This is a genomic window from Acidaminococcus sp. AM05-11, assembly GCF_003472805.1.
GTDB lineage: Bacteria > Bacillota > Negativicutes > Acidaminococcales > Acidaminococcaceae > Acidaminococcus > Acidaminococcus hominis.
Window position 1 is genome coordinate 115943 of sequence record NZ_QRMX01000006.1, and the last position, 18380, is coordinate 134322.

Consider the following 18380-nt stretch of genomic DNA (forward strand, 5'->3'; position numbering starts at 1 on the left):
AAATCGTTTTTAATACCACCGGGTCATGGGCAGGTCGTTGTTGGTGCCCTTGGTGAACAGCAGCTGATGTACGTCGATGTAGCCAATGTAGAAGGCTGCGGCGCAGCCGCACAGATACAGTTCCCACATCCGGACGAAGTCTTCGCCCCGGTGGGCAGCAATCTTTGCCTTTACCTTCTGGAAGTTGGCATTCCAGCATTGCAGGGTCTTGGCGTAGTGCCGCCGCAGGCTTTCGGCGTCCAGCAGCTGGAAGGGGCCTTTGTCCCCCAGTTCGATGATTTCGTAGATGGTGGGCAGGGTGCCCCCCGGGAAAATGTATTTTCGCATCCAGGGGTTGCTGTTGATCTGGTCCCGGCCGTTGATAAAGTGCAGCAGGAACAGGCCGCCTTCCTTCAGCACCTGGTCCACCACGGTCATGTACTGTTCGTAGTGGGAGCGGCCTACGTGTTCCAGCATGCCTACGCTGACCACCCGGTCGAAGGTAAGGCCCTTTTTGGGCAGGTCCCGGTAATCCAGGAGCTCAATGCGTACCTGGCCTTCCAGGCCCAATTCCTTGATCCGTTTTTGCCCCATGGCCCACTGTTCCTTGCTCAGGGTGCAGCCATAGCCTCTGACCCCGTAGAGCTTGGCTGCTTCCAAAAGCAGATAGCCCCAGCCGCAGCCAATATCCAGTAGGCTCATGCCCTTTTCCAGATGCAGTTTTTCCAGGATGTAGTGGACCTTGTTTTTCTGGGCCTGTTCCAGGGTGTCGTCCGGGTTCTTGAAATAGGCACAGGAATAGCTCAGGGTAGGATCCAGCCACTGTTCGTAGAACTCATTGCCCAGGTCATAATGGGAGCAGACTTCTTCCCGCTGGGTGGATTTGTCTTCGGAAGGGTAGAGCAGGTGGTTCACTGCTTTCCGGTCCAGGGAGAACCGGTCCATCTGCTCCAGGAGGCATTTCAGCACGGTGAACAGATCCCCGTCCACTTCAATATCCCCCCGCATATAGGCTTCGCCCAGGGCCATGGTGGTGGAAGTCACTAGTTCCTTTTTTGGTACATCTTTGTGGATGATGATCCGGAACAGGGGCTTGCCGGTGCCGATGGTGTAGGTCTTGCCCTTCAGGTCCAGCTCGAAACAGTATTTGTCAAAGCGCTGGAGATAATAGGCCATAAAATCATCCATCAAATGCATGTTCACAGCAATCGCCTTCATTTCTATAGATTTGAAGTCCTTTTGCGTCCGGCAGGCCACTTCCAGCCAGCAGATTCCGCAAAGCAAAAAGCCCATTCCTCAAGAGAAATGGGCAGCATTCCGGAGCACGAACAAGATGCAGTATGGGAAATTTTAGAGTTAGAATTTGGGCTTCTGGGGGTTTGTAAAAGAAAACCGGCAGAACAACCCAAGTGAGGAAGTGCTGCAGGTGTAAAAGGATTTCTAAAGAATATTATAGCACGGTACATAAAATTTTCAACAGCCCGCAGGGACGAAATAAGTCCCACAACGGGACGGGAGCTTTTTTGCAGGAACTTTCTGACGCAGCGGGATTTTTATGGTATAGTAGAGAAGACAAAAATGTCCGCTGAAGGAGGACGGTTATGGGACTCATCTGGAATGCCTTTGAACTGGCAGGAACCATATCTTTTGCCCTATCCGGCGCCATTGTGGGCCTGGTTAAGGATATGGATGTATTTGGCATTGTGGTGCTGGCGGTACTGACCGCAGTGGGCGGCGGTATGATCCGGGATGTACTGGCAGGGCAGACCCCGCCGCTGACCCTGATCAGCCCGGCCAATCTGTTTCTGTCCATTGCCATTGCCCTGGCGGCTTCCTACTATTTCTCTTGGTTCCGGATCCGGGGCCGGCGGAAACGGGTACTGAATTTCTTTTACGCCCTGGCGGATACCGTGGGCTTGGCTTCCTTTACGGTAACGGGAACCATGATGGGTCTGGCCCAGGGGGAACCCCATTCCTATGTGTATCCAGTGCTTTTGGGGCTGGTTACCGCCGTAGGGGGTGGGGTGCTCCGGGACCTGATGGCCCAGCGGGTGCCGGTGGTGCTGGTGGCAGATGTGTACGCCACGGCCTCCATTGCCGGCAGCCTGCTCCAGTGCCTGGTGTGGCACTTGGGCTATACCGAGCTGGCCCCCTGGGTAGATGCGGTGAGCATTATCCTGCTCCGGCTGTTGGCCATGAACTACAAATGGCAGCTGATGCACCCCATTGAGCGGCGGAAACGGATTCGGTAGGGAAGTTTCATTATTTCACACCTCTTTTTATAAGGTAAATAAAAAACAGCCTCTGTCCCAGAGTTTTCTGGGGCAGGGGCTGTTTTCTTCTGTTTGTCAGCGCATATTGATGAACTGTACGTCGATGCCGAAATCCTGGCTCTTGACCAATTGGATGACGGCTTGCAGGTCGTCCTTTTTGGGACCGGAAACCCGGACCTGTTCGTCCTGCTGCTGGGTGGTGACTTTAATCTTGGAAGCTTTGATGGCCGCGATGATTTTCTTGGCCGTTTCCTTGTCGATGCCTTGCTTCAGTTTGATGGTTTGGCGCACGGTGCCTTTGGCGGCGGGTTCAATTTTGCCCGGCTCCAGGGCACGCAGGGACAGGTCCCGTTTGGCCATACGCTGGCGCAGAATGTCCAGAATGGCGCCCAGCTTGTACTCGTCTTCGGCAGCCAGTTTCAGGTCGCCGTCAGAGAGTTCAATGCTGGCTTCGGAACCCCGAAAGTCGTAGCGCTGGGAGATTTCCTTGCGGGTTTGGTTCAGGGCATTGTCCAATTCCTGCATATCCAGTTGGGAAACAATGTCGAAAGAGCTGTTTTTGGCCATGAGATGGTCCTCCTTTTTACTTGACCCGGATATCCACTTCAAACATACGGTTCCAGGGAAATTCAACGGTGTAGCGGGTGCCCCGCAGAGTGGGTTCATCGTCCACGTATTGCAGGAACAGGCGGTTGGTGTCGGAAAGAATCCGGTTGTAATACTTGCCCAAGTCGTACTTGAGCTTGAAATCGTGCTGGTCAATGCCCAGGGAAATCCGGTAGCGGATGTTGGCCTGGTAGATCCAGTCGTCCAGCAGCCGGGTCTTCAGCAGCCGCAGCCGCTGTTCCGGCTTCATCAGGCTGCCCAGCATGCCCTGGCTGATGGCGTAGCCTACGGCGTTGTCCGCCGTGTTCCAGCCGTTGTAGGCGGTCAGGTCCAGCAGCGCCTTCTGGTTGGTGAGGGCCAGCATAAAGCCGTTGTCTGCGCCGTTGCTGTAGGAAATGTCTGCTACGGAAACGGGTTTGCGCTTTTCCAGCTGGGCAATTTCCTTGGCAAAGGTCTTGTTGGCCTGGTTGCTGTAGGGGGCGTTGTCATCGCTGGTGGAATCCCGGCAGACGCCGTCGTCGGGGGTGTTTACTGCCAGCACTAGGTCGGCCTTTTTCTCGTGGACCGTTTCCCGGCCGCCGGCAGCAATAATCTGGTTGTGGACGGACTGGGCTGCGCTTTCGTCGGAGTATTGGGGCACGGTGGCGCCGCCCACTCCGGGGGCAAAGACCGGGTAGACCCAGGGCTTGTCCCCCCGGGCTTCATTGATGGCTCGGGTGACCAGGAGCAGTCCCAATTGGTCCACCCCGGGAAGAATCTGGAACTGTTTGTCGCTCATGCCGCTGCCCACGTAGGCCAGGTGCCGGGCTTCCATATGGGTTGCCGACAGGGGGGAGTCATCGTCCTTGCCCAGGGCAAAGTAGTGGAAGACGCCGTTCTGGTCCAGGCGGATTAACCGCTTGTTGGTCTGGAAGTTCATCAGCCGGCGGGTATTCCAGTCCTGCCAGATGCTGTTGGGAATCTGGGCCAAAAGGGTCTGCTGTTCGGCGATTTCCTTGCCGGACAGGCCTTCCAGGTCGGCCTTGTCCTGGAGCTGGGACAGTCGGAAAATGGTGGGCCCAAAATGCTGGTAGTAATCCGGCTCCACCTTGCCGATGCTCTGCTGGGGCGTGCGCATAATGGTGCTGAAGGCATAAATCTTCAGCCCAGGGTTGTCCTTTTTCAGCCGTTCCAGCCGGGTTACCTTGTTCTTCAGGTACTTCTCCAGATGGTCATGGGTGCGGGATGCCACCAGACCGCCGTAGTTCAGGCTGTCCGTGGCAATGACCGCGGCTTCTGCATGGGGTGCTTCTTGTTCTAGCCAGGTCCAAAGTTTTTCGTTGTCCCCTTGACTGGACTGATCGGACAGGTATTTTACAGGAGGAGTCGTTACAGGATAACCGGCCGCTTTGGCCGTGTCAACGGTATATTCCAAACACACCGGACGGTTGTCCAGGGGAATATACAAGATTTTGGGAGAGGCTGCTGCCTGACGGTGAAGCAGGGTCAGGGCCAGGAGTCCGCTTCCCAAGAGAATTTGGAAAAAACGTTTCATGGAGTCCTCCTTTTTTGCATACCAGTTATTATACACTATCCTGAACCAGAAAATAAAGACTTTGGAGGTTTGTGATATAATAAAGTATTGCAATATATAAGGAGAATCATTATGGAATTTCAGATAAAGGCACCCTTCGCTCCGGCAGGCGACCAGCCGGAAGCCATCGAAGAACTGGCCGAAGGGGTCAAGGAAGGTCTGCATACCCAGGTCCTCCTGGGAGCTACGGGTACGGGCAAAACCTACACCATTGCCCAGGTGATCCAGAAGGTCCAGAAACCCACCCTGGTCATCGCCCACAACAAAACGCTGGCAGCCCAGCTGTGCAGCGAGTTCAAGGAATTCTTTCCCAATAACGCCGTGGAATACTTCGTATCCTATTACGATTTTTACCAGCCGGAAGCTTACCTGCCGGCCACGGACACGTATATTGAAAAGGATTCTTCCATTAATGATGAAATCGATAAGCTGCGCCACTCGGCTACCTCCGCCCTGTTTGAACGCCGGGACGTGATTGTGGTGGCCTCCGTCTCCTGCATCTACGGCTTGGGCGCGCCCAAGGACTACTACGACAGCGTACTGTCCCTCAGGGTAGGGCAGACCGTGGACCGGGACGCCATCCTGGAAAAGCTGGTGAAAATCCGCTATACCCGCAACGACCTGGTGCTGGAGCGGGGCAACTTCCGGGTCCGGGGGGACGTGATTGAAGTAATCCCCTCCAGCTACGGGGAAAAAGGTATCCGCATTGAGCTGTTTGGGGACGAAGTGGACAGCATTATGGAAATCGATGTGCTCACCGGCGCCGTGCTGGACAAGCGGTCCCACGTGGCCATTTTCCCGGCCAGCCACTATGTGACCAGCGACGAAAATATGGAACGGGCCAGGAAGGATATCCGCAAGGAATTGAACGACCGCCTGGCCGTGCTCAAGGACCAGGGAAAGCTCCTGGAGGCAGAACGCCTGGAGCAGCGCACCAACTACGACCTGGAAATGATGGAAGAACTGGGCTATTGCAGCGGCATCGAAAACTATTCCCGGCATCTGACGGGCCGGGCTCCCGGGGAACCGCCCTTTACCCTGGTGAACTATTTCCCGGAGGACTTTCTCACGGTGGTGGACGAAAGCCACGTGACCCTGCCCCAGCTCCGGGCCATGTACGCCGGGGACCGGGCCCGGAAGGAGCAGCTGGTGAAGTACGGCTTCCGGCTGCCCTCCGCCCTGGACAACCGGCCCCTGACCTTTGACGAGTTCCAGGCCCAGAGGGGACAGATTATCTACGTATCCGCTACCCCGGCAGCCTACGAAATGGAAACCACCGACAAGGTGGTGGAACAGATTATCCGGCCTACGGGCCTTTTGGACCCGAAAATTGAGGTACGCCCCATTGCCGGCCAGATTGACGACCTGCTCAGCGAAATCCATAAGGTTTCGGCCCAGGGAGAACGGGTGCTGGTCACCACCCTGACCAAAAAGATGGCGGAAGACCTGACGGAATACCTGGCTTCTTCCGGGGTCCGGGTCCGTTACCTCCATTCGGATATTGTGACCATCGAACGGGCGGAAATCATCCACGACCTGCGGGCCGGGAAGTTTGACGTCCTGGTGGGCATCAACCTGCTCCGGGAAGGGCTGGATATGCCGGAAGTATCCCTGGTGGCCATTTTGGACGCCGACAAGGAAGGCTTCCTGCGCAGCGATACGGCCATGATCCAGACCATTGGCCGGGCGGCCAGAAATGCACACGGCCGGGTTATTATGTACGCCGACAATATAACCGGCTCCATGGAGCGAGCCATTGAGGAAACCAACCGCCGGCGGGCCAAGCAGGAAGCGTACAATGAGGCCCACGGCATTGTGCCCAAGACCATTCAGAAAAAAGTGGTGGACCTGATCAAGCTCACCAAGATTGCCGAAGACGACACCAGCGCCGAAAACTATGGGAAGGGCGGCCTGAGCAAGGCCAGCACCAAAGCCCTGGAGAAACAGGCGAAAGACCTAGAAAAGAAGATGAAAGCAGCGGCCAAGCAGCTGGACTTCGAGCTGGCAGCCGAACTGCGGGATCAGCTGATTTTGCTGAAAGGAGAAATTTCCAAGCGTCATGAACGATGATTATATTGTGATCCAGGGTGCCCGGCAGCACAACCTGAAAAACATTTCCTTAAAAATTCCCCGAAACAAGCTGGTGGTCATCACCGGCCTGTCCGGCAGCGGCAAGTCCTCCCTGGCCTTTGATACCATTTATGCCGAAGGCCAGCGCCGCTACGTGGAGTCCTTGTCCGCCTATGCCCGGCAGTTCCTGGGCCAGATGGACAAACCCGATGTGGACTATATTGGCGGCCTGAGTCCCGCCATTTCCATTGACCAGAAGACCACCAGCCGGAATCCCCGGTCCACGGTGGGTACGGTGACGGAAATCTACGACTACCTGCGGCTGCTGTTTGCCCGGATTGGGATTCCCCATTGCCCCAACTGCGGTAAGGTCATTGAGCGCCAATCCCCCCAGCAGATTGCGGACAAGGTACTGGAACTGCCGGAAGGCACCAAGTTCATGATTATGGCTCCGGTCATCTGGGGCCGTAAGGGCGAGCACAAAAACGTCCTGGAATCCGTCCGCCGGGCGGGCTATGTCCGGGTCAAGGTGGACGGGGAAATCCGGACCCTGGACGAAGACATTGTCCTGGACAAGAAAAAGAAACATTATATCTCCGTGGTGGTGGACCGGCTGGTGGCCCGTCCGGGACTGGGCAGCCGGCTTACCGACTCCCTGGAAACGGCTCTGAAACTGGGGGAGGGCACCGTGGCCATTGACCTGATGGACGGTACCAGCCAGGTGTACAGCGAAAAGTTTGCCTGTGCCGACTGCGGCATCAGCCTGCCGGAAATCGAGCCCCGGTTGTTTTCCTTCAACGCCCCCTACGGGGCCTGCCCGGACTGCATGGGCCTGGGCCAGCATATGGAATTTGACCTGGACCTGGTGATTCCGGACAAGACCAAACCCTTTGACCAGGGGGCCATTGCTGCTGTCAGCTCCAACGTCAAATCCTATTTCCTGTGCCAGCTGGCTTCCGTGCTGAAAAGCCGGGGCTATTCCCTGGCCAATTGTTGGAAGGACCTGCCTAAAGGGTTCCAAAAGGAGCTTTTGGAAGGGATTCCTGACGAAACCTTTACTTTTGAATATGAAAACCTCATGGGCGAAACCCACGAGCACAATACGCCCTTTGAAGGGATTATTCCCCTTTTGAAGCGCCGGCTGAAAGAAGCCATGAGCGAAAGCCAGCGGCTGGACTACGAGTCCTTTATGACCGCCATTGAATGCTCCACCTGTCACGGGGCCCGGCTGCGGCCGGAAGTCCTGGGCATTACCGTAGGGGATAAGAACATCCAGCAGGTGTGCGAGATGCCCGTCCGGGAAAGCCTGGAGTTTTTCAATACCCTGAAGCTGTCCGACCGGGACGCTTTTATTGCCGCCCAGATTCTCAAAGAAATCCGGGCCCGGCTGTCCTTCCTGAACAATGTGGGCCTGGACTACCTGACCCTGTCCCGGGCTGCGGCCACCCTGTCCGGCGGCGAAGCCCAGCGCATCCGTTTGGCCACCCAGATTGGCTCGGGACTGGTGGGAGTGCTGTACATTTTGGACGAGCCCAGCATCGGCCTGCACCAACGGGACAACGACAAGCTCCTGGCAACCCTGAAGAACCTGCGGGATATGGGCAATACCCTGATTGTGGTGGAACACGATGAGGATACCATGTACGCCGCCGACCAGATTATCGACATCGGGCCCGGCGCCGGGGAAAACGGGGGCTACGTCGTGGCCCAGGGCACGGCGGAAGAAATCTGCCAGGTGCCCGATTCCGTTACCGGCCAGTACCTCAGCGGCCGGAAGAAGATTGAAGTGCCCAAAGTGCGCCGCAAAGGAACGGGAAAAAAGATTACCATCAAGGGGGCCCGGGCCAACAACTTGAAGAACATCGACGTGTCCATTCCCCTGGGCACCCTGACGGTGGTCACCGGGGTCAGCGGCAGCGGCAAGTCCACCCTGGTAAACGACATTCTCTACAAGGCCCTGGCCAAGGAGCTCATGGGCGCCCGGGAGCGTCCCCTGGCCCACGACAAGATTCTGGGGCTCAAGAACATCGACAAGGTCATCAACATCGACCAGAGCCCCATTGGCCGGACGCCCCGGTCCAATCCGGCTACCTATACCGGGACCTTTGACCTGATTCGGACCCTGTTCAGCACCACCAACGATGCCAAGCTCCGGGGCTACAAACCCGGCCGCTTCAGCTTCAACGTCAAGGGCGGCCGTTGCGAGGCCTGCCACGGGGACGGGTTGCTGAAAATCGAAATGAACTTCCTGCCGGACGTGTACGTGCCCTGCGAGGTCTGCCACGGCACCCGCTACAACCGGGAAACCCTGGAAGTCCACTATAAAGGAAAGAACATCGCCGACGTGCTGAACATGACCGTTACCGAGGCCTGCCAGTACTTCAGCAACCAGCAGCGGATCCTGCGCAAGCTCCAGGTCCTGGAAGACGTGGGCCTGGGCTACATCCGGCTGGGGCAGGCGGCTACCACCCTGTCTGGGGGCGAAGCCCAGCGGGTGAAACTGGCCACGGAACTGGCCAAGGTGAACACCGGCAAGACCCTGTACATTTTGGACGAACCCACCACCGGCCTGCACATGGCCGACGTGCACAAGCTGCTGGAAGTGCTCCAGCGCCTGGTAGATGCGGGCAGTACCGTGGTGGTCATCGAGCACAACCTGGACGTGATCAAGTCCGCGGACTATCTCATCGACCTGGGTCCCGAAGGGGGCGACCGGGGCGGCACCGTAGTGGCCACCGGCACGCCTGAAGAACTGGCCCAGATTCCGGAATCCTATACCGGACAGTATGTAAAGAAGGTTTTAGTATGAATCAGGCCATCGCCGATACCCTGGCCGTCTTGCCGGAGGCCCCAGGGGTCTACATTATGCACGACAGTACCGGCAAGGTGATTTACGTAGGAAAGGCCGTTATCCTGAAAAACCGGGTGCGCAGCTATTTCCGGAAGTCCACCCAGAGCTCTCCCAAGGTCCGGGCCATCAATGCCCACGTGGCTTCTATTGAAACCATTGTTACGGCCAGCGAAATGGAAGCCCTGATTCTGGAATGCAACCTGATCAAGAAATACCGGCCCCGGTACAATATTGACCTGAAGGACGACAAGACGTATCCCTACCTGAAAATTACCGTGGAGGAAGCGTACCCCCGGATGGTGCTGACCCGGCGGGTGCTCCAGGACGGGGCCAAGTACTACGGGCCTTTTGCGGACGCCGGCGCCCTGCGGGACACCATGAAGCTGATTCGCACCATGTTCCCCCTGCGCCATTGCCGGAACATGAATGTGAAGCGGCCCTGCCTCCAATACCATCTCCATCGCTGCCTGGCGCCCTGTACCGGCAAGGTGCCCCTTACGGAGTACCGGAAACTGGTGGACCAGGTACTGCTGCTGATGGACGGGAAGGTGGGGGAACTGAAAAAGGACCTGACGGAAAAAATGCTCCAGGCTTCCGAGGCTATGGAGTACGAAAAGGCCGCCCACTACCGGGATTCCCTCCAGAGCCTGGAACGGCTGGAAGAAAAGCAGAAGGCCACCACCGAAGGCGGGGACCGGGACGTGATTGGCCTGGCTTCCGACGAAACCGGGGTCTGCGTTCAGGTGTTCTTTGTCCGGGGCGGCAAGATTTTGGGCCGGGACAGCTTTTTCCTGGACCAGGAAGTGGGGGAGCCCGGAGGGGATATTCTGTCGGACTTTATGAAGCAGTACTACACCAAGCAGCACCAGCCGCCTAAGGAAGTCCTGGTGAGCCAGGAGCTGACGGACAGCGACCGGGTGCTGCTAGGCCAGTATCTCAGCACCCTGGCGGAAAAGACCGTGAACCTGTTGGTGCCCCAGCGGGGCTTAAAGCACGATCTGGTGCTCATGGCCGTAAACAACGCCAAAAAGAACCTGGAAGAACGGCTGCGCCGGGGCCACGCGTCCTTAAAGACAGACCTGGATGCCGCCGAAGAACTGCAAAAGGCCCTGGGCCTGTCCCAGCCCCTGGAGCGCATGGACTGCTTCGATATTTCCCACAACCAGGGCCGGGAAACCGTGGCCTCCATGGTGGTGTTTCGCAATGGCAGCCCCAGCAAAAAGGACTACCGCCGGTACAAACTCCGGTCCACAGAAGGCAAGCCCGACGACTTCAAATCCATGCAGGAAGTGGTGTACCGCCGCTACAAGGACCTGGAAGATCTACCTAGCCTGATCATCATCGATGGGGGCAAGGGCCAGCTGAGCTCCGCCCTGGAAGTAATCCGGGGCCTGGGGATTTCGGACGTGCCCGTCATTGGCCTGGCCAAGCGGGAAGAAGAGATCTTTAAGGAAGGGGAGCATACCAGCATCCTCTTGGACAAGATGTCCCCGTCCCTGCACCTGATCCAGCACATCCGGGATGAGGCCCACCGGTTTGCCATTACCTACCACCGGAAGCGCCTGGGGAAACGGAACCTGGTTTCCGTGCTAGACCACCTGGAAGGCATCGGCCCCAAACGCCGGGAGGCCCTGTGGAAACGGTTCGGCACCCTGGACGCCATGAAGCAGGCTTCCCTGGAGGATCTTGCTGCGGTGGAGGGCATGAACAAAAGCGCTGCGGAGAAGGTGTACGCCTTCTTGCAGGGAACCCTGTCGGAGAAGCAGGACCTGGTGCAGTAATACATAAAGTAGTACATATAAGCATATATTATTTATCGATAATTTTTATTAAAATTTGCCGAAACCTATTGTAACTCCTCCGGTACTTTGGTATAATCACAGTAAATCAAGAAAGTAATTACAGACTAGGGGGAATATAGAATGAAAAAATACGTTTGTGGCGTTTGCGGTTATGTATACGACGAAGCTGCTGGTGATCCTGAACACGATATCGCTCCGGGCACCAAATTCGAAGACCTGCCGGATGATTGGGTTTGCCCCATCTGCGGTGTAGGCAAGGATCAATTCGCCGAAGAATAAGAGAAATGAACAGTCCTGCCCGGCGGCAGGACTCTTTTTTTGTGTCTGCCAAGGAGGAAAGTGTATGAAACTGAAAATGATTGCCCTGGATTTAGACGATACCCTGTTAAATCCAGAGAAGAATATTGCCCCGTCCGACGCCCAAGCGGTCCGGAACGCCATTGCTGCCGGGTACTATGTCACCCTGGCCACCGGCCGGATGTACCGTTCCGCCCTGCCCTACGCCAACGAACTGGGCATCATCAACCCCTTGGTGGTGTATAACGGTGCCCTGCTCCGGGACCCCCTGAGCCATAAGGACCTGGGAGCCTGGCCCCTGCCCCGGGAAATTGCCCAGCCGGTCATCGACGACTGCCTCAGCCGGGGCATCTACATCCAGGCCTACGTCAACGATACCCTGTGGACCAAGGCGGACTGCGAGGAAGTCCAGTACTATTCCAAATTTGCCCGGGTGCCCTATGAAGTGAAAGGGGAGGAAATCCACCATTTGCCGGAGGATCCCCACAAGCTGCTGATTGTAGCCCGGGAGCCCGGCCAGACGGACCTTTTGCGGCAGGAACTGACGGAAAAGTACGCCGGTAAAATCAAGATTGTCAGCTCCTCCAAGGGCTTTTTGGAAATTACCGCCCCGGCTACCAACAAATGGAATGCCCTGCGGACCCTGGCCCAGAAGGAAGGCATCAAGGACCAGGAAATCCTCTGCATCGGGGATTCTGACAACGACCTGGAAATGATCAAGCACTGCGGAATCGGCTGCGCCATGGGCAATGCCTCTGACGCCGTGCGGGAAGCGGCCACCGTCATCACCGGGCCCAATACCCGGCAGGGAGTCAGCTGGATTATCCGGGCCGTAATGACCAAACAGCTGGACGTACCGGAAGAATAAAGAAAACTTCATGCCTTCCAGGCATAGGAGATTTGCTTTTGCGTAAATTTTTTTGCAGGAACGGATAGTACATAGTATAATTAAAAACACGATTTGCAATGCTGCAAGGGGGTAGATGGAAGATGGCGAGAACGCTGCTGATTACCGGAATGTCCGGCGCGGGGAAGACGCAGGTCATGCGTACGCTGGAGGATCTGGGCTATTTTTGCGTAGATAATCTTCCCCCCACGTTTATTCCGAAATTCATTGAGCTTTGCCGCAAGAAGGACGACAATACCAAACTGGCTTTGGTGGTGGACATCCGGGGCGGCAAATTCTTCAATGCCTTTCATGAGGTGCTGGACCAGCTGACCCAGAAAGGGGTCTCCTATGAACTGGTGTTTCTGGACGCTGAGGACAGCACCCTGATCCGCCGCTACAAGGAAACCCGGCGCCGCCACCCGCTGGCCGGCCGCAAGGGTCTCAGCGCGGATATCCAAAAAGAGCGGGAAATCCTCAGCCAGGTACGGCAGAGGGCAACCACCATTATCGACACCACCAAAACCACCACCAAACAGCTCCGCCAGGAGATTATCCAAAAGTTTGGCACGGAAGGCGAACTGCCGCCCATGAACATTGTGGTCCAGTCCTTTGGCTTCAAGTACGGCCTGCCCCTGGACTGCGACATGGTCTTTGACGTGCGCTTCCTGCCCAACCCCTTCTACCTGCCGGAACTGAAGGAGTTGTGCGGCAACGACCAGCCTGTGGTGGACTATATCAATGACAAACCGGTGACCCAGGAATTTTTGACCAAGCTGTTTGACCTGGTGAAATTCCTGCTGCCCCAGTATACCCAGGAGGGCAAAAGCCAGCTGATGATCGGCGTTGGCTGCACCGGGGGCCGGCACCGGTCCGTCTTTGTGGCCAACCGGCTGTGCCAGTTCATTGAACAGTGCGGGTATGGTGCCCAGGTGATGCATCGGGACCTGATCAAGAAATAGGAGAGATGCCTATGAAATGGATAAAGTGGTTATACCCGGGCCTCAACCTGAAACGCTGGCTGTTTGTTTTTGCTCTGGGCGTTATCATGGCCTGTGTAGGAGTCACTTTAATCTTCAATTACCAATTTGTGGGACTTATTGAGGCTCTGGTTTTCAACTTCATCAATTATGTGGGCGGGGAATACTACCAGTCCACCATGACGGCAATCGGCGCCTTCAACGTGGCCGCCGGGATCCTCCTGATGTTCTACGGAGCGGCCCGGGTCATCAAGACCGTAATCAATGCCGTTATGCCCGGGGAGAAGGAATCCCTCCGGGAACTGATTTTTACCCAGCAGAAACTTCATAAAGGGCCTTCCGTGGTAGTGATTGGCGGCGGCACCGGACTTTCCGTGCTGCTCCGGGGCATCAAGCTGATTACCAACAACTGTACGGCGGTGGTAACCACGGCCGATGACGGTGGTTCGTCCGGCCGGCTGCGCAAGGAAATGGGCATTATCCCTCCCGGGGATATGCGCAACTGCCTGGTGGCCCTGGCCGATACGGAACCCTTGATGGAGAAAGTCATGCAGTACCGCTTCCACGACAGTTCTTCCCTGAGCGGGCACAACCTGGGGAACCTGTTCATTGCCGCCATGAGCGACGTGGAAGGGGGCAATATGGAAGAGGGGCTGGCTGCCACCTGCGAAATCCTCAAGGTGCGGGGCCACGTCTGGCCCAGTACCGCCGAGAACATCCAGCTGAAAGCCCAGATGGACGACGGCAGCACGGTCATTGGGGAATCGGCCATTACCGCCTCTCCCCATAAGATTGTGAAGCTGATGACCGAGCCGGAAAACCCCAAGGCCTCCCAGCGGGCGGTGGACGCCATTATGCACGCCGACGCCATTATCCTGGGACCGGGCAGCCTGTACACCAGTGTGCTGGCCAGCCTGATTGTTCCCGGCATCAAGGAAGCCGTGATCCACTCCAAGGCAGTGAAGATTTACGTGTGCAACGTCATGACCCAGCCCGGGGAAACCGATGGCTACGGCGCCTACGAGCACGTCCAGGCCCTGATTCGCCACATGGGTACCCAGTGCCTGGATTACGTGGTGGTCAACGAGCAGAAAGCCTCCCCGGACCAGATTGCCAAGTACGGGAAGGAAGGCTCCGAGCCGGTGACCCCGGATGTGGAGAAAATCGAAAAGCTGGGCATCGACTGCGTGCCGGCCAAGCTGCTAAACGACAGCGACCTGGTGCGGCATAACCCCCAGAAACTGGCCAAGACTATCATCGGCCTGATCTACCGGCTGCAGCTGTTTGGCCGGGGCATTCGTTTCTTTGATTACTTCTTTGCCCGGCAGACCATGCAGGAACTGCGGAAACACGCCAAAAAGGAGTCTTAGTCATGTCCTTTTCCACTGATGTGAAAAACGAAGTAGCCCGGCTGGAAGGGGAAGAAAAAAGCTGTGAGCAGGCTGAACTGTTTGGCCTGTTGCGGATCAGCGGTTCCATTTCCCTGAGCGGCCGTAAGGTGGGCATCCATTTCACCACGGAAAATGCCGCCCTGGCCCGCCGGACCCTGCGGCTGCTGAAAAACAACTTTTCCGTCCAGACGGAAGTCATCGTAACCCGGTCCCGGCGCCTGAAAAAGAACAACCGGTACCAGATTCACGTGCTTCCCTCGGACGAAGCCCGGGCGGCCCTCAGCCACCTGCGGCTGCTCTCCCCGCCGGAAGAGGCGGAAAAAGTCCTGCTGAAAAAGGAGGACTGCAAGAAAGCTTTCCTCCGGGGAGTCTTCCTGGCCGGCGGTTCGGTGAACAAACCCATTGCCGACTACCATCTGGAGCTGCTCAGCGACAATTTGGACCTGTGCCAGTTCATCCAGAAAATCATGAAAGGTTTCGGTCTTCCCGCCAAGGTGGTGGACCGGAAAAACAGCTACATTGTGTACCTGAAGGAAGGAAATTCCATTGCCAATTTCCTGTCCCTGATCGGGGCCCACAACGCCTACCTGGAATTTGAAAATGTGCGGGTCCTGAAGGATATGCGCAACAAGGTCAACCGGGTGGTCAATTGTGAGACCGCCAACCTGAACAAGGTGGTAAAAGCCTCCGTGCGCCAGATTACGGCCATTCACACCATTGATGAGACCATCGGTCTGTCCGCCCTGCCTGATTTGCTGCAGGAAGCGGCCCGGCTGCGGCTGGAACATCAAGACCTGTCCGTAGGGGAGCTGGCAGCACTTACCGAAGAAAATATCGGAAAATCCGGATTAAACCATCGTTTTAAGAAAATCGAAAAAATAGCGGAAGAACTGAGGGAAGGGAAATGCTGAAAAAGGTAATCATATTCTTAATCGTACTGGCCCTGTTGATTTTGGGAGGCATGAAATTCTTTGAGGCGGACTACGCCCGTTTCTGTGACGAGACCGTGCCTATTTTCGCCTATCATCGGGTGGAATATAAGGATGACGTGTACACTATGCCTCCAGAGCAATTCGACCAGCAGATGCAGTATTTGAAGGAGCAGGGCTACCAGACCATCAAATTGGAAGACTACGTGCAGGGCCGCCGGGAAGGGAAAGTGTTCCACAAGACCTGCGTGGTGATTTTTGATGATGGCTATCTGGACAACCTGACCTATGCAGCCCCCATTATGCAGAAGTACGGCTTCGTGGGCAATATGTTCATGGCAGTCAAGTTTGAAGGCTGGCCGGGCTACCTGGACTGGCATACCCAGCACGACCTGCTGCGCTATGGCTGGGCTGAAGGCTCCCATACCTTTGATCATGAACCCCTGACCAAAATGTCTCCGGAAGAAGTGGACTACGAACTGGAACGTTCCATGAAATACGTCCGGGGCATCTATAATCCTGCCATCGGCATTGCCTTCTCCTATCCCAACGGCGCCTGCAACGACCGGATTGCTGCCCAGGTGGAAAAGGCCGGCTACATTGCCGGGGTGGCTGGGACGGTGGGCGTCAATACCAATAAGGTGCCCCTGATGCAGCTGCGCCGGGTAAACGTATTCCAAAACAAGCCGGAGGATATCGGCTGCTTTATCTACGAACTCCATAAGGCCCAGCTCATCAGCTACATTGCCCAAACGGGCATCGATCCTGGCTGGCTCCTTGCTTGGTACCACCGGATTCGCGGCTAGGTCTTGCGTTCTTGGCCAAAACAATATAAAATAAATAGAAAATCTTAGAATAGGGGATGAAACTATGTTGAAAAGAATTAAGACTGTCAATAAAGAGATGCTGAAAAAGACTCTGAGAACTGGCGGTTGCGGTGAATGCCCTGCTTCCTGCCAATCTGCCTGCAAGACTTCCTGCACGGTAGGCAATCAGGTCTGCGAAAAAGCCTAAGCGGTAATGCCATTGTGGAAGCTCCTCGCTTTGCGCGGGGAGCTGTTTTTCTTATAAGAAGGGCGGAACTATTTTGTTGATTCATAGAATGCATTTAGACGATAACTACGTAGTGCTGGACGTGAACAGCGGTGCCGTGCATATCATTGATAAGATGATCTACGACCTGCTGGGCTTTTATGACGGCACCAACGCAGAAGCCACCAAGGAACAGTTTAAGGGCGTATACCCGGAAGCCGACGTGGCGGAAGCACTGGACGAATTACAGGAACTCCAGGCCGCTGGCCTTTTGTTCTCTCCGGAATTCCCCGTACCGGATACCTTCCGGGAAGAACCGGTACTGAAATCCCTGTGCCTCCATGTGGCCCATGACTGCAACCTGCGCTGCCGGTACTGCTTTGCCGACACCGGGGACTTTGGCGGTCACCGTGCCCTGATGAGCAACGAAGTGGCTGACAAGGCCGTGGAATTTGCCATCAAAGGTAGCAAGCAGCGCCACAACCTGGAACTGGATCTGTTTGGCGGGGAACCGATGATGAACTACCCGGTGGTGCAGCACATTGTGGAATACGTGCGCAAAAGAGAAAAAGAAACCGGCAAGAACATCAAATTGACCCTGACCACCAACGGCACCCTGCTTACCGATGAGAACGTGAAGTTCCTGAACGATAACCATGTGATGCTGGTGCTGAGTCTGGACGGCACCCAGAAGACCCACGACTATATGCGGCCGTACCCGGGCCACAAAGGCTCCTACGAAATGGCCGTCAAGGGCTTCAAGAAGGTCATCGATTCCCGGAAGGGCAAGAACTACTACCTGCGGGGCACCTATACCCATTTCAACCCCCATTTCACCGAAGACGTGCTGAGCATGCTGGAAGTGGGCTCTGAAATCTCCATGGAACCCGTAGTGGGCACCGATGAACCCTATGTGCTCACCGAAGAAGACTGGCCGATTCTGGATAAGGAATATGAGAAGCTGGCCCGGGCTTACCTGGCCAAGAAACGCGCTGGTGAACCTTTTGACTTCTTCCATTTCAACGTAGCCCTGGACAACGGCCCCTGCGTAGCCAAACGTCTGGCAGGCTGCGGCGCCGGCCACGAATACTTTGCCATTACCCCGGAAGGGGATATCTATCCCTGCCACCAGTTTGTAGGCCGGGAGCAGTATAAGATGGGCACCCTGGACACCGGTATCCAGAAAAAGGATATGGTCCAGTACTTCCGTCATATGCACGTCATGAAGAAGGAAGAATGCTCCCAGTGCTGGGCCCGGTTCTTCTGCAGCGGCGGCTGCCATGCCAATGCGGATCTGGCCAACGGAACCATTGAAAAACCCTATGAATACGGCTGCCGGATCCAGAAGAAGCGCCTGGAAATGGCCATTATCTTGCAGGCACTCCTGACCGAAGACGTTCAGGAAGGGCTGGAAGATCACCGTCCTCATATCGACAACTTCAAATACCAAGTAGAAAAATAAAAAAAGTTGCAAAAAGCACTTGCTAAATACCGGAAAATCTGGTATTATCTTATCTCGTCAACGGCGTTGGATTTTTCTTGAACGTTCGGCTGGAAAGCCGAAACAAAAGAAAATGAAAAAAAGAGTTGACGAGATAAGAAAAAAGTGCTATTATAACAAAGTCGTCGGTGAGTAAGAATGCTGACAACGCAGTACCTTGAAAACTGAATATTGATTGACAGATGTGCGGGTCAAGTCACCTTTACGGTG

The 18380-nt window shown here is 55.8% G+C and carries 16 protein-coding genes; 13 read left to right on the forward strand and 3 right to left on the reverse strand.

The genetic code is table 11. The annotated features are described in order from the left end of the window. Positions 1-9: 9 nt before the first annotated feature. Positions 10-1176, reverse strand: a complete 1167-nt coding sequence (locus tag DW089_RS05355; protein WP_105327441.1) for a cyclopropane-fatty-acyl-phospholipid synthase family protein — start codon at positions 1174-1176, stop codon at positions 10-12. Between DW089_RS05355 and DW089_RS11595 the strand changes: the two genes are divergently transcribed. Both DW089_RS11595 and DW089_RS05360 read left to right on the forward strand, forming a co-directional pair. Beyond that, a complete protein-coding gene (locus DW089_RS11595) occupies positions 1171-1392 on the forward strand; it encodes a hypothetical protein (protein ID WP_233547562.1) in 222 nt (73 codons plus the stop codon). The genes DW089_RS05355 and DW089_RS11595 overlap by 6 nt on opposite strands. Positions 1393-1580: 188 nt before the next feature. Further along, on the forward strand, positions 1581-2231 hold the full coding sequence (locus DW089_RS05360; RefSeq protein ID WP_105327003.1) for a trimeric intracellular cation channel family protein: 651 nt from the start codon (positions 1581-1583) through the stop codon (positions 2229-2231). Positions 2232-2327: 96 nt separating this feature from the next. Here the strand turns inward: DW089_RS05360 and DW089_RS05365 are convergent, their stop codons facing one another. Further along, positions 2328-2819, reverse strand: a complete 492-nt coding sequence (locus DW089_RS05365; RefSeq protein WP_105327004.1) for a YajQ family cyclic di-GMP-binding protein — start codon at positions 2817-2819, stop codon at positions 2328-2330. A gap of 16 nt (positions 2820-2835) precedes the next feature. Further along, complete coding sequence (locus tag DW089_RS05370) at positions 2836-4392, reverse strand: DUF4127 family protein (RefSeq protein WP_105327005.1); 1557 nt, start codon at positions 4390-4392, stop codon at positions 2836-2838. Positions 4393-4503: 111 nt separating this feature from the next. Here DW089_RS05370 and uvrB point away from each other — a divergent pair, with 111 nt between their 5' ends. From uvrB to scfB, 11 genes are all read left to right on the forward strand, one after another. After that, entirely contained in the window at positions 4504-6501 is a 1998-nt protein-coding gene (uvrB, locus tag DW089_RS05375) for an excinuclease ABC subunit UvrB (protein WP_105327006.1), read from the forward strand. Further along, positions 6491-9310: an excinuclease ABC subunit UvrA gene (gene uvrA / locus DW089_RS05380; RefSeq protein WP_105327007.1), complete on the forward strand. Its 2820-nt coding sequence runs from the start codon at positions 6491-6493 to the stop codon at positions 9308-9310. Before uvrB ends, uvrA begins: the two co-directional genes overlap by 11 nt. Further along, positions 9307-11133, forward strand: coding sequence for an excinuclease ABC subunit UvrC (gene uvrC / locus DW089_RS05385; protein WP_105327008.1), 1827 nt, complete (start codon positions 9307-9309; stop codon positions 11131-11133). The genes uvrA and uvrC overlap by 4 nt, the downstream gene beginning before the upstream one ends. A 141-nt stretch (positions 11134-11274) precedes the next feature. Further along, entirely contained in the window at positions 11275-11433 is a 159-nt protein-coding gene (gene rd / locus DW089_RS05390; protein ID WP_105327009.1) for a rubredoxin, read from the forward strand. Positions 11434-11497: 64 nt separating this feature from the next. Next, on the forward strand, positions 11498-12319 hold the full coding sequence (locus DW089_RS05395; RefSeq protein ID WP_105327010.1) for a Cof-type HAD-IIB family hydrolase: 822 nt from the start codon (positions 11498-11500) through the stop codon (positions 12317-12319). 122 nt (positions 12320-12441) lie between these two features. After that, on the forward strand, positions 12442-13299 hold the full coding sequence (rapZ, locus tag DW089_RS05400) for an RNase adapter RapZ (protein WP_105327011.1): 858 nt from the start codon (positions 12442-12444) through the stop codon (positions 13297-13299). Positions 13300-13310: 11 nt separating this feature from the next. After that, positions 13311-14687, forward strand: coding sequence for a YvcK family protein (gene yvcK, locus DW089_RS05405; protein ID WP_105327012.1), 1377 nt, complete (start codon positions 13311-13313; stop codon positions 14685-14687). A gap of 2 nt (positions 14688-14689) precedes the next feature. Beyond that, positions 14690-15619, forward strand: a complete 930-nt coding sequence (gene whiA / locus DW089_RS05410; protein ID WP_105327013.1) for a DNA-binding protein WhiA — start codon at positions 14690-14692, stop codon at positions 15617-15619. Then, positions 15613-16443 carry a polysaccharide deacetylase family protein gene (locus DW089_RS05415; protein WP_105327014.1) on the forward strand — a complete coding sequence of 277 codons (831 nt, stop codon included), beginning with the start codon at positions 15613-15615 and terminating at the stop codon, positions 16441-16443. Before whiA ends, DW089_RS05415 begins: the two co-directional genes overlap by 7 nt. A gap of 64 nt (positions 16444-16507) precedes the next feature. Next, entirely contained in the window at positions 16508-16651 is a 144-nt protein-coding gene (gene scfA / locus DW089_RS05420; RefSeq protein WP_199614592.1) for a six-cysteine ranthipeptide SCIFF, read from the forward strand. An 88-nt stretch (positions 16652-16739) separates the two neighbouring features. Further along, positions 16740-18131, forward strand: coding sequence for a thioether cross-link-forming SCIFF peptide maturase (scfB, locus tag DW089_RS05425; protein ID WP_199614601.1), 1392 nt, complete (start codon positions 16740-16742; stop codon positions 18129-18131). The last annotated feature ends 249 nt before the right edge of the window (positions 18132-18380 follow it).

Bases quoted from the DNA above. Each gene is read 5' to 3' on its own strand.
- DW089_RS11595 (WP_233547562.1), top strand. From the start codon at position 1,171: ATGCATGTTCACAGCAATCGCCTTCATTTCTATAGATTTGAAGTCCTT.
- DW089_RS05355 (WP_105327441.1), bottom strand. From the start codon at position 1,176: ATGCATTTGATGGATGATTTTATGGCCTATTATCTCCAGCGCTTTGAC.
- DW089_RS05360 (WP_105327003.1), top strand. From the start codon at position 1,581: ATGGGACTCATCTGGAATGCCTTTGAACTGGCAGGAACCATATCTTTT.
- DW089_RS05365 (WP_105327004.1), bottom strand. From the start codon at position 2,819: ATGGCCAAAAACAGCTCTTTCGACATTGTTTCCCAACTGGATATGCAG.
- DW089_RS05370 (WP_105327005.1), bottom strand. From the start codon at position 4,392: ATGAAACGTTTTTTCCAAATTCTCTTGGGAAGCGGACTCCTGGCCCTG.
- uvrB (WP_105327006.1), top strand. From the start codon at position 4,504: ATGGAATTTCAGATAAAGGCACCCTTCGCTCCGGCAGGCGACCAGCCG.
- uvrA (WP_105327007.1), top strand. From the start codon at position 6,491: ATGAACGATGATTATATTGTGATCCAGGGTGCCCGGCAGCACAACCTG.
- uvrC (WP_105327008.1), top strand. From the start codon at position 9,307: ATGAATCAGGCCATCGCCGATACCCTGGCCGTCTTGCCGGAGGCCCCA.
- rd (WP_105327009.1), top strand. From the start codon at position 11,275: ATGAAAAAATACGTTTGTGGCGTTTGCGGTTATGTATACGACGAAGCT.
- DW089_RS05395 (WP_105327010.1), top strand. From the start codon at position 11,498: ATGAAACTGAAAATGATTGCCCTGGATTTAGACGATACCCTGTTAAAT.
- rapZ (WP_105327011.1), top strand. From the start codon at position 12,442: ATGGCGAGAACGCTGCTGATTACCGGAATGTCCGGCGCGGGGAAGACG.
- yvcK (WP_105327012.1), top strand. From the start codon at position 13,311: ATGAAATGGATAAAGTGGTTATACCCGGGCCTCAACCTGAAACGCTGG.
- whiA (WP_105327013.1), top strand. From the start codon at position 14,690: ATGTCCTTTTCCACTGATGTGAAAAACGAAGTAGCCCGGCTGGAAGGG.
- DW089_RS05415 (WP_105327014.1), top strand. From the start codon at position 15,613: ATGCTGAAAAAGGTAATCATATTCTTAATCGTACTGGCCCTGTTGATT.
- scfA (WP_199614592.1), top strand. From the start codon at position 16,508: ATGTTGAAAAGAATTAAGACTGTCAATAAAGAGATGCTGAAAAAGACT.
- scfB (WP_199614601.1), top strand. From the start codon at position 16,740: ATGCATTTAGACGATAACTACGTAGTGCTGGACGTGAACAGCGGTGCC.